The sequence below is a fragment of the Xylocopilactobacillus apis genome, assembly GCF_033095965.1.
In the GTDB taxonomy this organism is placed as follows: Bacteria; Bacillota; Bacilli; order Lactobacillales; family Lactobacillaceae; genus Xylocopilactobacillus; species Xylocopilactobacillus apis.
Genome location: NZ_AP026801.1, coordinates 1,385,501 through 1,402,103, shown reverse-complemented (window position 1 = coordinate 1,402,103; position 16,603 = coordinate 1,385,501). Strand labels below are relative to the sequence as shown.

General features: G+C 35.1%; 14 protein-coding genes. 12 read left to right on the top strand and 2 right to left on the bottom strand.

Annotated elements, in window-relative coordinates; genetic code table 11:
• The first annotated feature begins 7 nt into the window (after positions 1 to 7).
• Positions 8 to 1,570, top strand: coding sequence for a peptide chain release factor 3 (locus R8749_RS06680; protein ID WP_317695206.1), 1,563 nt, complete (start codon positions 8 to 10; stop codon positions 1,568 to 1,570).
• Positions 1,571 to 1,678: 108 nt separating this feature from the next.
• Here R8749_RS06680 and R8749_RS06675 read toward each other — a convergent pair whose 3' ends face one another.
• Together R8749_RS06675 and R8749_RS06670 are read right to left on the bottom strand one after the other, a co-directional pair.
• Complete coding sequence (locus tag R8749_RS06675) at positions 1,679 to 1,957, bottom strand: DUF1827 family protein (RefSeq protein ID WP_317695204.1); 279 nt, start codon at positions 1,955 to 1,957, stop codon at positions 1,679 to 1,681.
• Between the two features lie 46 nt (positions 1,958 to 2,003).
• Positions 2,004 to 4,205, bottom strand: a complete 2,202-nt coding sequence (locus R8749_RS06670; RefSeq protein WP_317695202.1) for an ATP-dependent Clp protease ATP-binding subunit — start codon at positions 4,203 to 4,205, stop codon at positions 2,004 to 2,006.
• Positions 4,206 to 4,418: 213 nt separating this feature from the next.
• On the opposite strand from R8749_RS06670, the gene R8749_RS06665 reads away from it, so the two are divergent.
• The 11 genes from R8749_RS06665 to yajC all read left to right on the top strand — a co-directional run bounded on the left by R8749_RS06665 (position 4,419) and on the right by yajC (position 16,583).
• The gene (locus tag R8749_RS06665) at positions 4,419 to 4,601 is read left to right on the top strand and encodes a hypothetical protein (RefSeq protein ID WP_317695199.1); all 183 of its coding nucleotides are present in this window, start codon (positions 4,419 to 4,421) and stop codon (positions 4,599 to 4,601) included.
• A 144-nt stretch (positions 4,602 to 4,745) separates the two neighbouring features.
• Complete coding sequence (locus tag R8749_RS06660; protein ID WP_317695197.1) at positions 4,746 to 5,012, top strand: phosphocarrier protein HPr; 267 nt, start codon at positions 4,746 to 4,748, stop codon at positions 5,010 to 5,012.
• The gene (gene ptsP / locus R8749_RS06655) at positions 5,012 to 6,742 is read left to right on the top strand and encodes a phosphoenolpyruvate--protein phosphotransferase (RefSeq protein ID WP_317695195.1); all 1,731 of its coding nucleotides are present in this window, start codon (positions 5,012 to 5,014) and stop codon (positions 6,740 to 6,742) included. Before R8749_RS06660 ends, ptsP begins: the two co-directional genes overlap by 1 nt.
• A gap of 129 nt (positions 6,743 to 6,871) precedes the next feature.
• Positions 6,872 to 9,406 (top strand): DNA mismatch repair protein MutS, encoded by a 2,535-nt coding sequence (mutS, locus tag R8749_RS06650; protein WP_317695193.1) that lies wholly within the window; start codon positions 6,872 to 6,874, stop codon positions 9,404 to 9,406.
• Complete coding sequence (mutL, locus tag R8749_RS06645; protein WP_317695191.1) at positions 9,396 to 11,387, top strand: DNA mismatch repair endonuclease MutL; 1,992 nt, start codon at positions 9,396 to 9,398, stop codon at positions 11,385 to 11,387. The genes mutS and mutL overlap by 11 nt, the downstream gene beginning before the upstream one ends.
• 31 nt (positions 11,388 to 11,418) lie before the next feature.
• Positions 11,419 to 12,285: an undecaprenyl-diphosphate phosphatase gene (locus R8749_RS06640; RefSeq protein WP_317695189.1), complete on the top strand. Its 867-nt coding sequence runs from the start codon at positions 11,419 to 11,421 to the stop codon at positions 12,283 to 12,285.
• A gap of 29 nt (positions 12,286 to 12,314) precedes the next feature.
• Entirely contained in the window at positions 12,315 to 12,902 is a 588-nt protein-coding gene (gene ruvA, locus R8749_RS06635; protein WP_317695186.1) for a Holliday junction branch migration protein RuvA, read from the top strand.
• Between the two features lies 1 nt (position 12,903).
• Complete coding sequence (gene ruvB, locus R8749_RS06630) at positions 12,904 to 13,914, top strand: Holliday junction branch migration DNA helicase RuvB (RefSeq protein WP_317695183.1); 1,011 nt, start codon at positions 12,904 to 12,906, stop codon at positions 13,912 to 13,914.
• Between the two features lie 4 nt (positions 13,915 to 13,918).
• Positions 13,919 to 14,968, top strand: coding sequence for a tRNA preQ1(34) S-adenosylmethionine ribosyltransferase-isomerase QueA (gene queA, locus R8749_RS06625; protein ID WP_317695181.1), 1,050 nt, complete (start codon positions 13,919 to 13,921; stop codon positions 14,966 to 14,968).
• 14 nt (positions 14,969 to 14,982) lie between these two features.
• The gene (gene tgt, locus R8749_RS06620; protein WP_317695179.1) at positions 14,983 to 16,131 is read left to right on the top strand and encodes a tRNA guanosine(34) transglycosylase Tgt; all 1,149 of its coding nucleotides are present in this window, start codon (positions 14,983 to 14,985) and stop codon (positions 16,129 to 16,131) included.
• A gap of 35 nt (positions 16,132 to 16,166) precedes the next feature.
• The gene (gene yajC / locus R8749_RS06615; protein ID WP_317695177.1) at positions 16,167 to 16,583 is read left to right on the top strand and encodes a preprotein translocase subunit YajC; all 417 of its coding nucleotides are present in this window, start codon (positions 16,167 to 16,169) and stop codon (positions 16,581 to 16,583) included.
• The last annotated feature ends 20 nt before the right edge of the window (positions 16,584 to 16,603 follow it).

Sequence of the window (16,603 nt, the reverse complement as noted above, 5' to 3'; positions counted from 1 at the left end):
AGAATAAATGGTAAGTGATTTAGAACAAGAAGTACAAAAAAGAAGAACATTCGCAATTATTTCTCACCCGGATGCAGGGAAGACCACGATTACGGAGCAATTTCTTTTAGCCAGTCATGTAATTAGAGCAGCAGGAACTGTTAAAGGTAAAAAAAGCGGCAAATTTGCTCAATCTGATTGGATGGAAATTGAAAAAAAACGTGGAATTTCAGTTACAAGTACTGTTTTAGAGTTTAATTATCATGATTGTAAGATTAATTTATTAGACACTCCTGGGCACGAGGATTTCTCTGAGGATACTTATCGGACACTATCAGCGGTTGATTCAGCGGTAATGGTAATTGATTCAGCCAAAGGTATTGAGGCTCAGACTAAAAAACTTTTTCAAGTTACAAAACAACGTGGAATTCCGCTTTTTACGTTTATGAATAAACTGGATCGAGAGGGCAGAAGTCCAATGGATTTGGTTGATGAAATTGAGAATACCTTAGGAATTGAAGGATATCCGATGAATTGGCCGATCGGGATGGGGAAGAACTTTCGGGGTGTTTACAATATTGCTGCTCAAAATGTGGAGTTAAATCTGCCAAATAATAAAGTTGAAGTTATTTCTTTAAAGGATGGAATCCCAGACGATCCCATGTTTAAAGAACCCATTTTCGAAGAAGCTTTTTCAGAAGTTGAGTTATTAAGAGAGGCTGGAAATAGTTTTGATCCTGAAAAGATTGCGGCCGGTCTTCAGACCCCGGTTTTCTTTGGATCAGCCTTAACTAATTTTGGTGTCAAAACATTTTTAGATGAATTTGTAAAAATGGCTCCAAGTCCCGCAGATCATCAAAGTGTCGAGGGAGAAGAAATTAAACCTACTAAGTCAGAATTTTCAGCTTTTGTTTTTAAAATTCAGGCCAATATGAATCCTCATCACCGCGATCGAATTGCTTTTGTGAGAATTTGTTCTGGTGAATTTGATAAAGGCATGGAAGTATTAAACGAACGTAGCGGGAAGCAATTAAAACTTAACTCTTCAACAGTCAATCCAACTGGAGAAAACGAACAGGTCGAAAAGGCAGTTGCGGGAGATATTATTGGACTTTTTGATAATGGAAATTACCAAATTGGAGATACGATTCATTCAGGTAAACAAAAATTAGAATTTCCAAAATTACCGACTTTTACCCCAGAACTATTTTGCCGGGTACGAGCAAAAAATGTTATGAAGCAAAAGTCTTATCACAAAGGAGTAAATCAACTTGTATCTGAAGGTTCGGTTCAGCTGTTTACTGAGGTGTCGACGGGAGATTATATCTTAGGAGCTGTTGGTCAGCTGCAGTTTGAAGTTTTTACTTTTAGAATGGAGAATGAATATAACAGCGAAATTGAATTAGTTCCCATGGGACAAAGAATTGCCCGCTGGATTGATTCAGATAATGTTGATGAACACGATTCGTCAAGTCGAAATATTTTAGTTAAAGATATTTACGGAGAATATCTCTTTCTTTTTGAAAATAACTTTGCTTTACGCTGGTACAATGATAAACATCCAGATGTTAAGTTAGTTGAAAAAATTTAAATTAAAAAGCGCAAGTCGATAATTTATCGATCTGCGCTTTTTTTGGGTGCGCCCTTCATGTTATCTAGGCGGTGTGAGAGGTATAAAGCTTAACAATCTACCTCTCAATTATATTTTTGCTGAGATTTCTGCTAATCCTTTTTGTTTAATGGTTGTGTAGATTTCTCGTTGCTTTTCATTTAATAACTCATCAGCAACTTGGGTTATTTCTGCATCTTGAATATTGCGATGTTTATTTTCTAAAACAATTTCAATCATATTCGGTCGTTCAGTATACACAACCATAGTTCGACCCAATGAGTAAACTTTTATTAGTTTTGCATCAGTATTAAGTAATTGGTTTTCTACTAAACGAGAGTAGGAATTCGTAGTATTTATTAATTTCATAATGATTTCTCCGATATAACAATATGTCCCTTGTAATAAAAACAATTTATTTTGTTTCAGCGGTATTTACTACAATGTTTCCTGCGTTTACTCTGACTTCAATTTTAGTGTTTTTTGGATGATCAAGGTAAAAATCGGCAACTTTATCTTCGACTTGTTCCTGGATGACTCTGCGTAAAGGTCTGGCACCCATTTTTGGATTATATCCCAATTCAACAATTTTTTCTTTAGCTGGATCAGTCACATGGATTGTAATTCCTTTAGTCATAACTTCAGAGTTTGTTTCGTTTAACATAATATTTACGATTTTCAGTAAATTAGTCTTTGAGAGACTATGAAATTCTACAATATCGTCAAAACGATTTAAAAATTCAGGTTTGAAATAGTCTGATAATTGGTCTAAAACAGAGTGAGTAGTACCAGACTTAGATGCACCGAAACCGACACTTGCTTCGGCACTTCCTTGACCAGCATTAGAAGTCATGATAATTATTGTATCTTTAAAACTGACCATTCGTCCTTGAGAATCTGTAAGTCTCCCATCATCTAAGATTTGTAGAAACATGTTAAGAACATCCGGATGAGCTTTTTCTACTTCGTCAAGTAAAATTAAGCTATAAGGATTGCGACGAACTCGTTCTGTTAATTGACCTGCCTCTTCGTATCCAACGTATCCTGGAGGAGAACCGATCAATTTAGACACTGAGAACTTTTCCATATATTCCGACATATCAAATCTAATCATCGAATCAGTCGAACCAAATAATGATTTAGCTAGCTGTTTTGCAAGCTCAGTTTTACCGACACCAGTTGGTCCAACAAAAAGAAATGAACCAATTGGCCGACCGGTTTTATTGAATCCAATTCGATTTCTTCTAATCGCACGAGCAACTTTATCAACTGCTTCATCTTGACCAATGACTTTTTCCTTAAGGTCGCTGGCAAGATTTTTAAGCTGCTGTTGTTCTTTAGATTGAAGTTCTCCAACTGGAATATTTGTCATTTTTTCGACAATCTTCTCAATATCTTTTGTAGTAACTTCCGGCCAATCTGCTAATTTATTTTCATCAGTTTTTTGACTAGTTTTTAATTTGGAAACCTGGTCGCGATAATATGCAGCTTTTTCATAATCTTCTTCGCGAAGAGCTTCGCTTTTTTTATCTTCAACTTCTTGAATCTTATTTTGAATAATTTGAGGATCAACGACATCTATCGTTAAATTCTTTTGAGAACCACTTTCATCCATTAAATCAATTGCTTTGTCGGGAAGATAACGATCTTGAATATAACGGTTTGAGAGTTTTACAGCGGCTTCGATTGCATCTTTTGAATAATGAACGTGATGATAATCCTCATAACGCTGCTGAAGTCCTTCAAGAATTTGAATTGATTCTTTAACTGTCGGTTCACTGACTAGTACAGATTGAAGTCTTCTTGCAAGAGCTGAATCTTTTTCAATTGTGCGATATTCATTGGATGTGGTAGCTCCAACAATTTGAATATCACCTCTAGAAAGTGCAGGTTTTAATACATTTCCTGCATCCATCCCGCCTTCAGCGTTTCCCGCACCAACGATTTCGTGAATCTCATCAATAAAGAGAATAATTGACTTGTCACTTTTTAGTTCGTCAATCAATTGCTGCATCCGCTGTTCGAATTGTCCTCTAATTCCAGTTCCCTGAACTAATGAAACGACATCAAGCCTAACAATTTTTTTGTCTTGAAGTTTTTGAGGAACGTTTCCTTTTGCAATTTGTTCAGCCAAACCTTCTACAACAGCGGTTTTTCCAACTCCTGCCTCACCAATTAGAACCGGATTGTTTTTTGTTCGGCGATTTAAAATTTCAATTACCCGAGCAATTTCTTTGTCCCGACCAATCACGGGATCAATCTTACCAACTCGTGCTTGTTGAGTTAAATCAACTCCGAATTTACCTAAAAAATTACCTAAAGTATTATTAGTTGGCTGTGTTGGATTAGGCGTTTGCTGCTGAGGATTTTGGGCCGAATTGTTATTGATACTGTTTTCAATGTTTTGAATATTTCCATTAATAGATGCCGCTTCTTTAAAAAAGTTCTCAAGGATATTTGTTGGATCAATACCTCTATTATTAGTGGCATCTTGAATTTGTTGTTCTTTTAATTGTTGGTAGCAAATTTGACATAAATCCAATTCGTTCTTTTGACCATTTTCATTAGTGAAAAGATGAATTGTTGCGGGTCGTTGCTTACAATTTTGACAAATCATATATTATTTGCGACTCCTTTCATAAGGCCTCAAAAAAGTTTGACCTTTCTTGACATAGTAAAGTATATAACGAAAAATTAAAAAAATACAGAATTTTTTAATTATTTTTAAAAGTTAAAATTTTTTAATTATTTTTTTGACTTTTAATAAAAATTTTATATTGTAATTTATATTAATCAAAGAACCGAAGAGTCATAAATTGCAGAGGTAAAAATGGAAGATTATAAAGAATTAATAAAAAAAATGATTGCCGAACCCGGAAAAGAATTTTTGGTGAAACATCAAGATTTTCCGGCTTTTCATCAAGCATGGGTTCAATATCCTAATCATGATGAGATCGTGGGTAAGGCATTAAAGGACGGAGATGTATTATATCGTTATGTACCAAAAGAATAATCAATAAGATATTTGTTCACATATAGTAAACGATTTCTTCATAATTAGATCACCTTTTTTCTATTGTTTATTTTCCAAAAAAATGATAACCTTTTCAATTGTAGGGTTAATCCCTAAACGTAAATTTAAAAGGAGTAAATAAAAATGGCATCTAAAGATTTTCATATTATTGCAGAAACAGGAATTCATGCACGTCCAGCAACTATTTTAGTTCAGACTGCAAGTAACTTTAAATCTGATATTAAATTAGAATATAAGGGCAAATCTGTAAACCTAAAATCAATTATGGGTGTAATGTCATTGGGCGTTGGTCAAGGTGCAGACGTAACAATCACTGCTGAAGGTGACGATGCAGATGACGCAATGAAATCTATTGTTGAAACGATGACTAAAGAAGGATTATCAGAATAGTGAGTGAGCTATTAAAAGGTATTGCTGCCAGTGATGGTGTTGCCGTAGCTAAAGCCTACCTGCTTGTTCAACCTGATCTTTCGTTCAGCAAAAAAAGTATTACTGACGTTGAAAAAGAAAAGGCTCGCTTAGATAGCGCTTTAGATCAATCCAAGACTGAACTTGAAAAAATAAAAGATCATGCTGAAAAAACAATTGGAACTGAAGAAGCTCAAGTTTTTGAAGCGCATATTATGATTTTAGCTGATCCTGATTTCATCGGTACGATCAAACAAGAAATTGAAGATCAAAAGGAAAATGCTGAAGCTGCACTTTCAGACGTATCTGGTAATTTCATTTCAACATTTGAAGCGATGACAGATAACGACTACATGAAAGAGCGGGCTGCTGATATTAGAGACGTTACTAAACGAGTAATGAGTCATCTTTTGGGAGTTAATTTACCAGATCCGACGATGATTAATGAAGAAGTTGTAATCATTGCTAAGGATCTCGCGCCTAGTGATACTGCTCAGCTTAATCGTAAATATGTCAAAGCTTTTGTTACTGATGTTGGCGGTAGAACAGCTCACTCAGCTATTATGGCCCGTTCTTTGGAAATTCCAGCTGTAGTTGGAACTGATAAAGCAACGGATCTTGTTCAAAGCGCGGGTGATGTAAAAATTGCGGTCAACGGAATTACTGGTGATGTAATTATTGATCCAACAGCAGATGAAATTTCTCAATTTGAAAAAGCTGGCAAAGATTTTGTTCAGCAAAAAGAGGAATGGGCTAAACTAAAAAATGAGTCGACAATTACTGCTGACGGAAAGCATTTCATTTTGGGAGCTAATATTGGTACTCCAAAGGATTTAGATGGAGTTCTTGATAATGGTGGAGAAGCCATTGGCTTATACCGGACAGAATTTCTTTACATGGATTCATCAGAATTGCCAACAGAAGATGACCAATTTGAAGCTTACCGCAAGGTTTTAGCTGGAATGAATGGGAAACAAGTTGTTGTTCGAACGATGGATATTGGGGGAGATAAACATCTTCCATATTTACCATTACCAGAAGAACAAAATCCGTTTCTTGGCTATCGAGCAATCAGAATCAGTCTTAACAAGCAAGATATTTTTAGAACTCAGCTTAGAGCATTAATCCGTGCTTCTCATTATGGTAGTCTGGGAATCATGTTCCCAATGATTGCTACAGTTAATGAATTTAAGCAGGCTAAAGCAATATTCCAAGAAGAGTTTGATAAGTTGAAGGCTGCAGGAACTCCAGTTTCTGATGATATCGAAGTCGGAATGATGATGGAAATTCCGGCAGCTGCAGTTTTAGCTGATAAGTTTGCAAAAGTTACTGATTTCTTTAGTATTGGAACTAACGATTTAATTCAGTATACAATGGCTGCTGACAGAGGAAATGATCGTGTGTCATATCTTTATCAACCTTATAATCCAGCAATTTTACGATTAGTCAAGAATATTATCGATTCTGCTCATAAAGAAGGAAAATGGGTTGGCATGTGCGGTGAAGCTGCAGGGGATCCAATCATGGACTGTATTCTTTTAGGAATGGGACTTGATGAATATTCAATGTCTGCTACTTCAATTTTAAAGATCCGTTCTTTGATGAAGAGGATAGATACGAGTAAAGTTGTTGAATTGGCTGAAAAAGCAGTTAATGAAAGTGTTACTAACGAAGATAACATTCAATTAGTTAAGAAATATATTGATATTTAGTTAGCTGATTAGAAAATAAATCAAAAAGAGAAACTGACAGTATTTTTACTGATTAGTTTCTTTTTTTGATTTAGGTAAAAAACAGTTGTTATAATGTAAGCTAATTAGATTTTTAATAGAAGGAGCAAAATGCCACAAAAAGTTTCAGATAGTCCAATGATGAGGCAATATCGCGAAATAAAAGAAATTTATCCCGATGCTTTCTTGTTTTTTAGAGTGGGAGATTTTTATGAAATGTTTTACGACGATGCTGTTAAAGGATCTCAACTATTAGAATTGACGTTAACCTCTAGATCAAAAAGCGCTGATGAACAGATTCCAATGTGCGGGGTACCCCATCATGCAATTGATAAATACTTGTCAGAATTAACTGAAATGGGTTATAAAGCTGCACTTTGTGATCAGGTAGAAGATCCGAAATCTTCAACTGGTCCAACTGTTAAGCGAGAAGTAACACAGGTAGTAACACCAGGTACGTACATAAGTGATCAAGATTTAACCAATAATAATTATTTATCTGCAATATTAATTGGAGTGCCAGAAATCGGTTTAGCTTATGCTGATCTTTCCACAGGAGAGCTAAAATATACTAAATTTTCAAATCTTAATGCAGCAATTTATGAAGTTTTGGGCTTAAATTCGCGGGAAATTGTCACCATTAATTCAAACTCTTCAAGAATAAAAAAGGCCTTAGCTAATCGTAAATTAACAATATCTGAAACTTCATTTAAACCAGAAAAAAAAGATGTTTCAAAAGATGCTTTAAATCTTTTGTTATCTTATATTAAAAATACTCAAATGCGCTCGCTTTCTAACTTGAATGATCCTAAGTACTACGAGCCCGAAGAATTTTTATCGATTGATTACGCATCTAAACAAAATTTGGAATTAACTCGTTCTTTAAGAGAAGGAAAAAAGTATGGTTCACTTTTTTGGGCCCTTGATAAAACATCTACCACAATGGGTTCGAGATTACTTCGCAATTGGATTGAACGTCCTTTACTGGATTCTTCGGAAATTCAAAAAAGACAAGGGTACGTTGGAGCACTTTTAAAAGAATATGTACTTAGAAGTGATTTAAAAGAAGAATTGAAAAAGGTTTATGATTTAGAACACTTAAGTTCAAAAATTGCTTTTGGTAATATTAATGCTCGTGAAATGACGATGCTTAAAAAAGCATTGCAGGAAATTCCAAAAATTAAGGCTTCATTAAATGACTCCAGTGAGCAAGTCTTAAAAGACTATAGTGATAGTTTAGAATCTTTATCAGATATAGCTGAACTTATTGAACGGTCAATTAAAGAAGATGCGCCGATTGTAATCACAGAAGGCGATATTATTTGTGACGGCTATGATGCTCAGCTTGATAAATACCGTGACAGCCTTACTGGTGGACGTAATTGGATTGCTCAGATGGAAGCTCATGAAAAAGAAAGAACGGGAATTAGCAAGTTAAAGGTTGGATATAATCGCGTATTTGGTTATTACATCGAAGTTTCGAGAGTGAACCAAGGTAAAGTACCTGATAATTATCAGCGTAAACAAACTCTAGCAAATGCGGAACGTTATATTACGCCGGAATTAAAAGAGCACGAAAATTTGATTTTAAGTGCTAGAGATAATTCTGCAAAACTAGAATATGAAATTTTTAATCAAATTAGGGATCAAATTAAAAATCGGCTGCCAGAAGTTCAAAAATTAGCAGCTCAAATAGCAAAATTAGATGTTTTAAATACATTTAGTGAAGACGCCGAAAAAAATCATTATGTAAAACCAGTTATAAATCAAAAAAGAGAAATTCAATTAGTAGAATCTAGGCATCCAGTTGTAGAATTGTCAGACTCAATGGTAGATTTTGTACCAAACGATGTTTTAATGCCAGAAGACAATGAAATTACGATCATTACTGGTCCTAATATGTCAGGGAAAAGCACTTATATGAGACAATTAGGATTGATTGTAATCATGGCACAAATTGGCAGTTTTGTTCCCGCGGATAAGGCCGAATTACCGTTATTTGATCAAATTTTCACGCGGATTGGGGCAAGCGATAACTTGTTAACCGGCGAAAGTACGTTTATGGTGGAAATGAAAGAAGCTAATCGAGCTTTACAAGAATCCACTAGTAACAGTTTAATTTTGATGGATGAAATCGGCCGAGGAACTGCAACTTATGATGGAATGGCAATAGCAATTGCAATTATTAAATATTTAAGTGAAAACGTTCATGCTAAAACATTGTTTTCAACTCACTATCATGAACTTACGCAATTATCTGCTCAAATGCGAAATCTTAATAATAAGCATGTTGGTGCGGTTTTAAAAAAGGGAAAATTAATTTTCATTCACAAAATGATGGATGGCCCTTCTGATCGTTCTTACGGGGTTCACGTAGCCCAGTTAGCGGGACTTCCTAAACAAGTGGTGAAAGATGCTTTCCATTACTTACGTGAATTTGAAAAAACTTCGACAATTTCTCCTACAAATCATTTCAGTCAGGAAAATCTTTTTTATCAAGATAACATAGATGATAATGATTTATTGCCGCTAAAAGAACTAGCTCAAAAGATTCAAGCAGTTGATCTTAATAATTTAACCCCAATAGAAGCAATGAATGTAATTGCCGATTTACAAAAAGAGGTGAATCAAATAGATGACGAATAAAATTCATCTTTTATCAGATGACATGATTAATGTGATTGCTGCTGGCGAAGTAATTGAGCGACCAGCTTCGGTTGTAAAAGAATTAATTGAAAATGCAATTGACGCAAACGCTAATGATATTAGAATTTTTGTAAAGCAAGCTGGAATTGACGAAATCAAGGTAACAGACAATGGCAGCGGGATTTCGCCGGATGAAATGAAACTTGCAATCACGGCACACGCTACTAGTAAAGTGGAGCGAACACGCGACATCTTTCAATTAAGAACAATGGGTTTTCGAGGAGAAGCGTTAGCAAGTATTACTCAGATTTCGCGATTTACAATTGAATCACAGACAAAAGGCCAATTGGGCAAGCTAGTTTCAGGAGCAGGAGCAAAGATTGATTCAGAAAAAGATATCAGTAAATCTGTCGGAACAACTGTAATTGTTAAAGACCTTTTTTATAACACCCCCGTTCGATTAAAATATTTAAAGAGCATTTCGACAGAATTAAGACATATTACTGATATTGTTCAAAGAATTGCAATGAGTCAGCCTGGCATTTCATTTTCGCTTTATTCTAATGGCAAAGAAGTTCTTAGAACTGTTGGAAATAATGATTTTAGACAGACTGTTGCTGGAATTTACGGGGTTGAAGAAGCTCGAAATCTTATTGATATTAAAGGGCAGGATGATGATTTTTCTTTAAATGGGCTGGTTTCTTTACCCAACTTTACCCGCGCAAATCGGAGAAATATTAATTTTAGTGTTAATGGACGGGCAGTTAAAAGCATTGAATTAACCCGCTATTTGTTAGAAGGGTACCGAACTAAGCTGATGGTAGGAAGGTTTCCAACCGCAGTTATCGACATTAAATTAGATCCGCATTTGGTAGATGTAAATATTCATCCCTCTAAGCAAGAGCTTAAAATATCTAAAGTTGATCAGTTGGGTGAGTTAATTGTTAAATCTGTTGATCAAAGTCTGGCAAAATTAGATTTAATTCCCGAAGCTAATACAGATAAAATTGGATTTTCTGATCTTTTGGAACCGGCTGCAGAAATGCAAAAACATTTTGAATCATTAAGTCATGAAACAGTCGATTATTTTACCCAAAATAAGAATCGTAAAGTTGAACATATTAAAGAAGATATTGTAGCTTCTGAAGATCCGTTGCCTCATTTTGAAATCGAAAAACCTAATCAAAATGATTTCTCAGAAATTCCCTTGTTTTTACCAGAAGAAAAACAGAAGATTGAACAATGGGATCAATTTTATTCTAAAGAGAAAAAATTAGCTCCTTTTGAGAACGATAAAGAAAATAAGCAAGTTGAATCGTTACCAAAAGATAACAACCTTTTTGCCGAAACTAACTCTCAAAATAGATTCCCGCAAATGGAGTATGCAGGACAAGTTCAAGGGACCTATCTGATAACCAATACTAAAGATGGTCTTTATATCATTGATCAGCATGCGGCTCAAGAGAGAATCAATTTTGAATATTACAGTAAAAAGCTCGGTCAAGAAGATTCAAGTGAGCAATCTTTATTAGTTCCAATTGTTCTAGAGTTCTCTAAAAGTGATTTCATTGAAATCAAAGAGAAAATGGATGTTATTGAAAGTTTGGGCCTTCATTTTAATGAATTTGGCGGAAATAGTTTTATGATTAACCAGTATCCTTCGTGGATTAAATCTAATCAGGTTAAAGATACGATTAAGGAAATGGTTGATTTTATTCTTTCAAATCATAAAATTAACCTCGAGAATTTTAGAATTAAGACCGCTAAGATGATGAGTTGTAAAAGGGCAATCAAGGCCCATCAATTTCTTTCGGATTCTGAAGCTAGAGAATTGATTCAAAAACTTTCAACCTGTGAAAACCCATTTAACTGTCCACATGGACGACCCGTTTTAGTCCAAATTACCAATCATGATTTAGATCGAATGTTTAAACGACTTCAAGATCCGCATTTACATGATATTGGATTGAGTGTAGATTAGTTATAATAAAATATATTAGATTGGAATAGCAATGTTACAAATTTTTCAAGCTGTGATTATTGGAATCGTCGAAGGGATTACTGAATTTCTTCCAATTAGCTCAACCGGACACATTGTTCTAGTTGAAAACCTGATGAAGATTCCTACAACCGTTGATCCACATGCTAAAGTTATGCCATTTGATGCTAATTTTTGGACGATGTTCAGTTATGTGATCCAATTAGGAGCAATTTTAGCGGTAATTTTCATTTATTTTCATCGTTTAAATCCTTTTTCAAGTCAAAAAGATGAGCAGCAGAAAAAAGATACTTGGCAGTTATGGTTTTACGTGATTGTTGGAGTGTTGCCTTCGGTTATAATTGGTCTACCGCTAAACAGTTGGATGGATGAACATTTAATGAATTGGATGGTTGTTTCTGCAACTCTGATTATTTATGGAATTCTTTTCATTGTGATTGAAAATTGGAATCGAAATCGGGGAATTAGACGTCGAAATCTTAAAGGCATGACTTATAAACTTGCATTTTTAATTGGCTGTTTTCAAGTTTTGAGTCTGGTTCCTGGGACCTCACGTTCAGGTGCGACAATTTTAGGAGCTTTAATTTTAGGCATGAGCCGGATGGCAGCCACTGAGTTTTCCTTTTTTCTTGCAATACCTACGATGTTCGGTGTAACAATTTTAAAATTAGGAAAATTCTTTCTTCACGGTGGAATGATGAGTGGCCTAGAAGTTGCAACTTTGGCAGTCGGATTTATCGTCTCCATGATCGTTGCCTGGCTTGCAATAGTATTTTTCTTGAATTATTTAAAGAAACATGATTTTAAAGTATTTGGCTGGTATCGAATTGCATTAGGAGTGATTGTAATTATTGCTGGTGCGGCGTTCCACCTATTTTAGTGTAAAAGTGTTAAACTTGTGAGGAACAAATGTTTGCTTTTTTAGAAGGAATTGTAGATCAAATTGAAGCAGGAGCAGTTATTCTTAATGTCAATGGAATTGGTTATCGCTTAAAAAGTGGTGATCCGTATTCTTTTAATTTAGGTGAAACGGTAAGACTTTTTACTCATTTGGTATCTACTGATACAGAATTAAGTCTTTACGGTTTTAAAACAATAGCTGAGCTTGAGCTTTTTGAAAAGTTATTAAAGGTCTCTGGGATTGGCCCAAAAAGTGCTCATGCGATTGTTGCTTCAAAAGACGCAGCAAATTTGGCTGAAGCAGTTGAAACTAATGATGTGAAAATGTTAACTCGTTTTCCAGGGGTTGGGAAAAGGACTGCTCAGCAGATTATTTTAGATTTAAAAGGAAAATTGGGAACTGTTGAGCTTAATAGTGATTTAAATAATTCAGAATCTCAAAATAGTTCATTACGTGACGCAATGGATGCTTTAGCAGCGTTAGGATTTACCGAAAGAGAAGTAAATCAAGTTGGGAAAACACTGCAAAAAGATTCTAGTGAACTTAGTACCCAAGAATATTTAAAAAAGGGGCTTAGTATTTTAACGGATAGGTGATATGGACCAAGACGAAAACGATTTATTAAATAGTTCGATTGCCGATGAGGAAGAAGAGCAAGAAAACAAAACGATTCGCCCGCAGACATTAGATAGTTACATTGGACAAGATAAGGTAAAATCTGAACTAGAAATTTATATTAAAGCTGCTCAGATGAGAGAAGAAGCAATGGATCACGTTCTTTTTTATGGACCTCCGGGTCTTGGAAAGACGACCCTCGCTAATATTATTGCTAATGAACTTCATGCGAATATTAAAACTACAAGCGGTCCAGCAATTGAAAAAGCAGGAGATTTAGTTTCAATTATTTCTTCACTTGAACCAGGAGATGTTTTGTTTATTGATGAAATTCATCGGATTCCCCGCTCAATTGAAGAAATTCTTTATAGCGTAATGGAAGACTATTATTTGGATATTAATTTAAATGGTCAAGAAGGCACTAGAATGGTTCATCTTGATGTTCCGCCATTTACCTTAGTTGGAGCAACAACAAGAGCTGGAATGTTAACTGCTCCTTTGCGTGATCGATTTGGAATTTCTGAGAGATTAAACTTTTACAATACAGTTGATTTACAGCAAATTATAATGCGTTCAGCTAATATTCTTGATTATGAAATTACGGCAGCTGGAGCTAAAGAAATTGCATTGCGTTCTAGAGGGACTCCGAGAATTGCTAATCGATTGTTACGTCGAATTAGAGATTTCGCACAAGTTGAAAATAAGTCAATCATTGATAAAAAAATTGCAGATCTTGCTCTAAAACAGCTCCAGGTCGATTCTAAAGGATTAGATTCCCTTGATCGAAAAATTCTCGAGTTAATGTACGACTTATATAAAGGGCGTGCTGTTGGAATAAGAACAATTGCTGCAAACCTTGGCGAAAAAAGTGAAACAATCGAAGAAATTTATGAACCTTATTTATTACAGGTAGGTTTTATTGCCAGAACACCGTCTGGTCGGATAATAACCCCAAAGGGAATTGCACATTTAGAAAAAATTAGAAAAGAATAGAATTTTGACAAGTGAAATAAATTTATTATCAACTGAAAGTTATGATTACGATTTACCAAAAGAATTGATCGCTCAAACACCAATTTCTGATCGTTCAAGTTCACGATTATTAGTACTTGATCGTAAAACTGGGAAAATGGAAGATGAGCATTTTTACAATATAATTAATTATTTGAATCCAGGGGACACATTAGTTTTAAATGATTCAAAAGTGATGCCGGCTCGTTTGATTGGCGAGAAAGAAGATACTCACGGACATATTGAGTTTTTGCTTTTGAAAAACACCAAAGACAATGATTGGGAAGTTCTTGCAAAGCCAGCCCGTCATCTCCACCCGGGTACTGAAGTATCTTTTGGCAATGGGATTTTACGCGCAAGAGTTAATGATTATTTAGGTGAAGGGAGATTTCTAGTAACTTTTAGTTACCAAGGAGTATTCTTAGAAATTCTTGATCAATTGGGTGAAATGCCTCTACCTCCTTACATCAAAGAAAAATTATCTGATAAAGATCGCTATCAAACAGTTTATGCCAAAAATTGGGGCTCAGCAGCAGCACCAACAGCAGGACTTCATTGGACTAAAGAGTTATTACAGAAAGTTTCTGAAAAAGGCATTAATGTTGCATATTTAACTCTGCATGTTGGGTTAGGAACTTTTCGCCCAGTCAATTCAGACAATGTCAAAGAACATCATATGCATAGCGAATACTATATTTTAGATGAAAAAACAGCTTCTTTGATTAATGAAACTCAAAAAAATGGAAAAAGAATAATTGCTAATGGCACAACTGTGGTTAGAACCCTTGAAACCATTGCGCATAATAACGATGGTAAAATAGTTTCGACAAACGGTTATACGGATATTTTTATTTATCCTGGATTTAAATGGGAAGCAGTTGATGCTTTAATTACTAATTTTCATCTTCCAAAGTCAACACTCGTAATGCTGGTGTCTTCGTTTGCTTCAAGAGATCAAATTTTAGCTGCTTATGAGCATGCAATTGAAAAAAAGTATCGTTTCTTTAGTTTTGGCGATGCAATGTTTATTGAATAGAGAATTGAGATAATATGGACTGGCCAATTAAATACCGTTTAGAAAAAAAAGACTCTCGTACACTTGCTAGAGCAGGAGAAATTGTCACAACTCGTGGTACCTATCAGACCCCAATGTTTATGCCGGTTGGAACCCAAGCAACCGTTAAATCAATGTCTAATGGAGATCTAAAATCTCTAGGTGCAGGCATTATTTTAGTCAATACATATCATATGTGGGTAAGACCAGGTGAGAATGTTGTCAAAAAAGCTGGCGGCTTGCATCAGTTTATGAATTGGGATCAACCCATTTTAACTGATTCAGGGGGATTTCAAGCTTTTTCTCTGGCTGATTTACGTAATTTTACTGAAGAAGGAATTAAATTTAAAAATCATTTAAGCGGTGATGAAATGTTCATGTCACCTGAAGTATCGATCAAAGTTCAAAACGATCTTGATTCAGATATTATGATGAGTCTTGATATTCTTGAACCGTTTTATAGCGATCATGATCAGATGAAAAAGGCAGTAGAACGGACAAGTCGCTGGGCAGAACGTGGTTTAAATCAGCATTTAAAAACCGGCCTGCCTGACCAGGGATTATTTGGAATTGTTCAGGGTGGAGGACACCGAGATCTTAGAGAACAAAGTGCTCGTGATTTAACATCAATGGATTTTGCCGGGTATTCGATTGGCGGTCTTTCAGTAGGAGAAACTAAAGATGAGATGAATGAAGTTCTATCTTATACGACACCGATTTTGCCAGAAAATAAACCTCGTTATTTAATGGGAGTTGGCACGGCCGATTCTTTGATCGACGGGGTTATTAGAGGGGTAGATATTTTTGACTGTGTCTTGCCGACTAGAATTGCTCGTAATGGTACAGCAATGACTCATCATGGTCGGGTCGTAATTAAAAATGCTAAATATCACGAAGATTTTAGTCCGCTTGATTTAGAATGTGATTGTGATACTTGTCGTAATTATTCTCGCGCATATATTCGCAGTTTGTTTAGTAATCATGAGATCTTAGGAATAAGATTGGTCAGTTATCATAACCTTTATTTTCTAACCCATTTAATGCGTCAAGTTCGACAAGCTATTTTGGACGATAATCTGTTAGAATTTAGACAAGAGTTTTTTGAAAAGTATGGTTTTAACAAAAAGAATGCTAAAAATTTTTAGTTATTTAGTTATATAGAAAGAAAAGAGGATTTAAATTGAATTTTAATATAATGGCTGCTAAAGCTAGTGGTGGTGGTTCTACAATGATGATGTTAGTACTTATTGCTGTAATGTTTGTTGCAATGTACTTTTTCACAATTAAGCCTCAGAAGAAAAGAATGGCTGAACAGCAAGAACGGCTTTCTAAAGTGAAAAAGGGTGATGCTGTAATTATTCGCAGTGGACTTCATGGTGTTGTTGATTCAGTAGATCAAAACAAGAATACATTTGTTCTTGATGCTAATGGAATTTTCTTAACTTTTGAACTTGGAGCAATTATGCAAATTGTTGATAATAATAAATTTCCAAAAGAGCATTTAAATACAAAAGAAGATACTGATACAGCTAAAGAAACAACTGAAGAAAATTCCGATGATTCGAACGAAGAAACAGCTTCTAAAGATAACGATTAGTATCCAGTCGGGAAGAGAAA

What these genes read in the sequence shown, in the direction of transcription:
- mutS (WP_317695193.1), top strand. Translation starts at nt 6,872, where the DNA reads ATGCCACAAAAAGTTTCAGATAGTCCAATGATGAGGCAATATCGCGAA.
- R8749_RS06670 (WP_317695202.1), bottom strand. Translation starts at nt 4,205, where the DNA reads ATGATTTGTCAAAATTGTAAGCAACGACCCGCAACAATTCATCTTTTC.
- mutL (WP_317695191.1), top strand. Translation starts at nt 9,396, where the DNA reads ATGACGAATAAAATTCATCTTTTATCAGATGACATGATTAATGTGATT.
- ruvB (WP_317695183.1), top strand. Translation starts at nt 12,904, where the DNA reads ATGGACCAAGACGAAAACGATTTATTAAATAGTTCGATTGCCGATGAG.
- R8749_RS06640 (WP_317695189.1), top strand. Translation starts at nt 11,419, where the DNA reads ATGTTACAAATTTTTCAAGCTGTGATTATTGGAATCGTCGAAGGGATT.
- tgt (WP_317695179.1), top strand. Translation starts at nt 14,983, where the DNA reads ATGGACTGGCCAATTAAATACCGTTTAGAAAAAAAAGACTCTCGTACA.
- R8749_RS06665 (WP_317695199.1), top strand. Translation starts at nt 4,419, where the DNA reads ATGGAAGATTATAAAGAATTAATAAAAAAAATGATTGCCGAACCCGGA.
- R8749_RS06675 (WP_317695204.1), bottom strand. Translation starts at nt 1,957, where the DNA reads ATGAAATTAATAAATACTACGAATTCCTACTCTCGTTTAGTAGAAAAC.
- ruvA (WP_317695186.1), top strand. Translation starts at nt 12,315, where the DNA reads ATGTTTGCTTTTTTAGAAGGAATTGTAGATCAAATTGAAGCAGGAGCA.
- R8749_RS06660 (WP_317695197.1), top strand. Translation starts at nt 4,746, where the DNA reads ATGGCATCTAAAGATTTTCATATTATTGCAGAAACAGGAATTCATGCA.
- R8749_RS06680 (WP_317695206.1), top strand. Translation starts at nt 8, where the DNA reads ATGGTAAGTGATTTAGAACAAGAAGTACAAAAAAGAAGAACATTCGCA.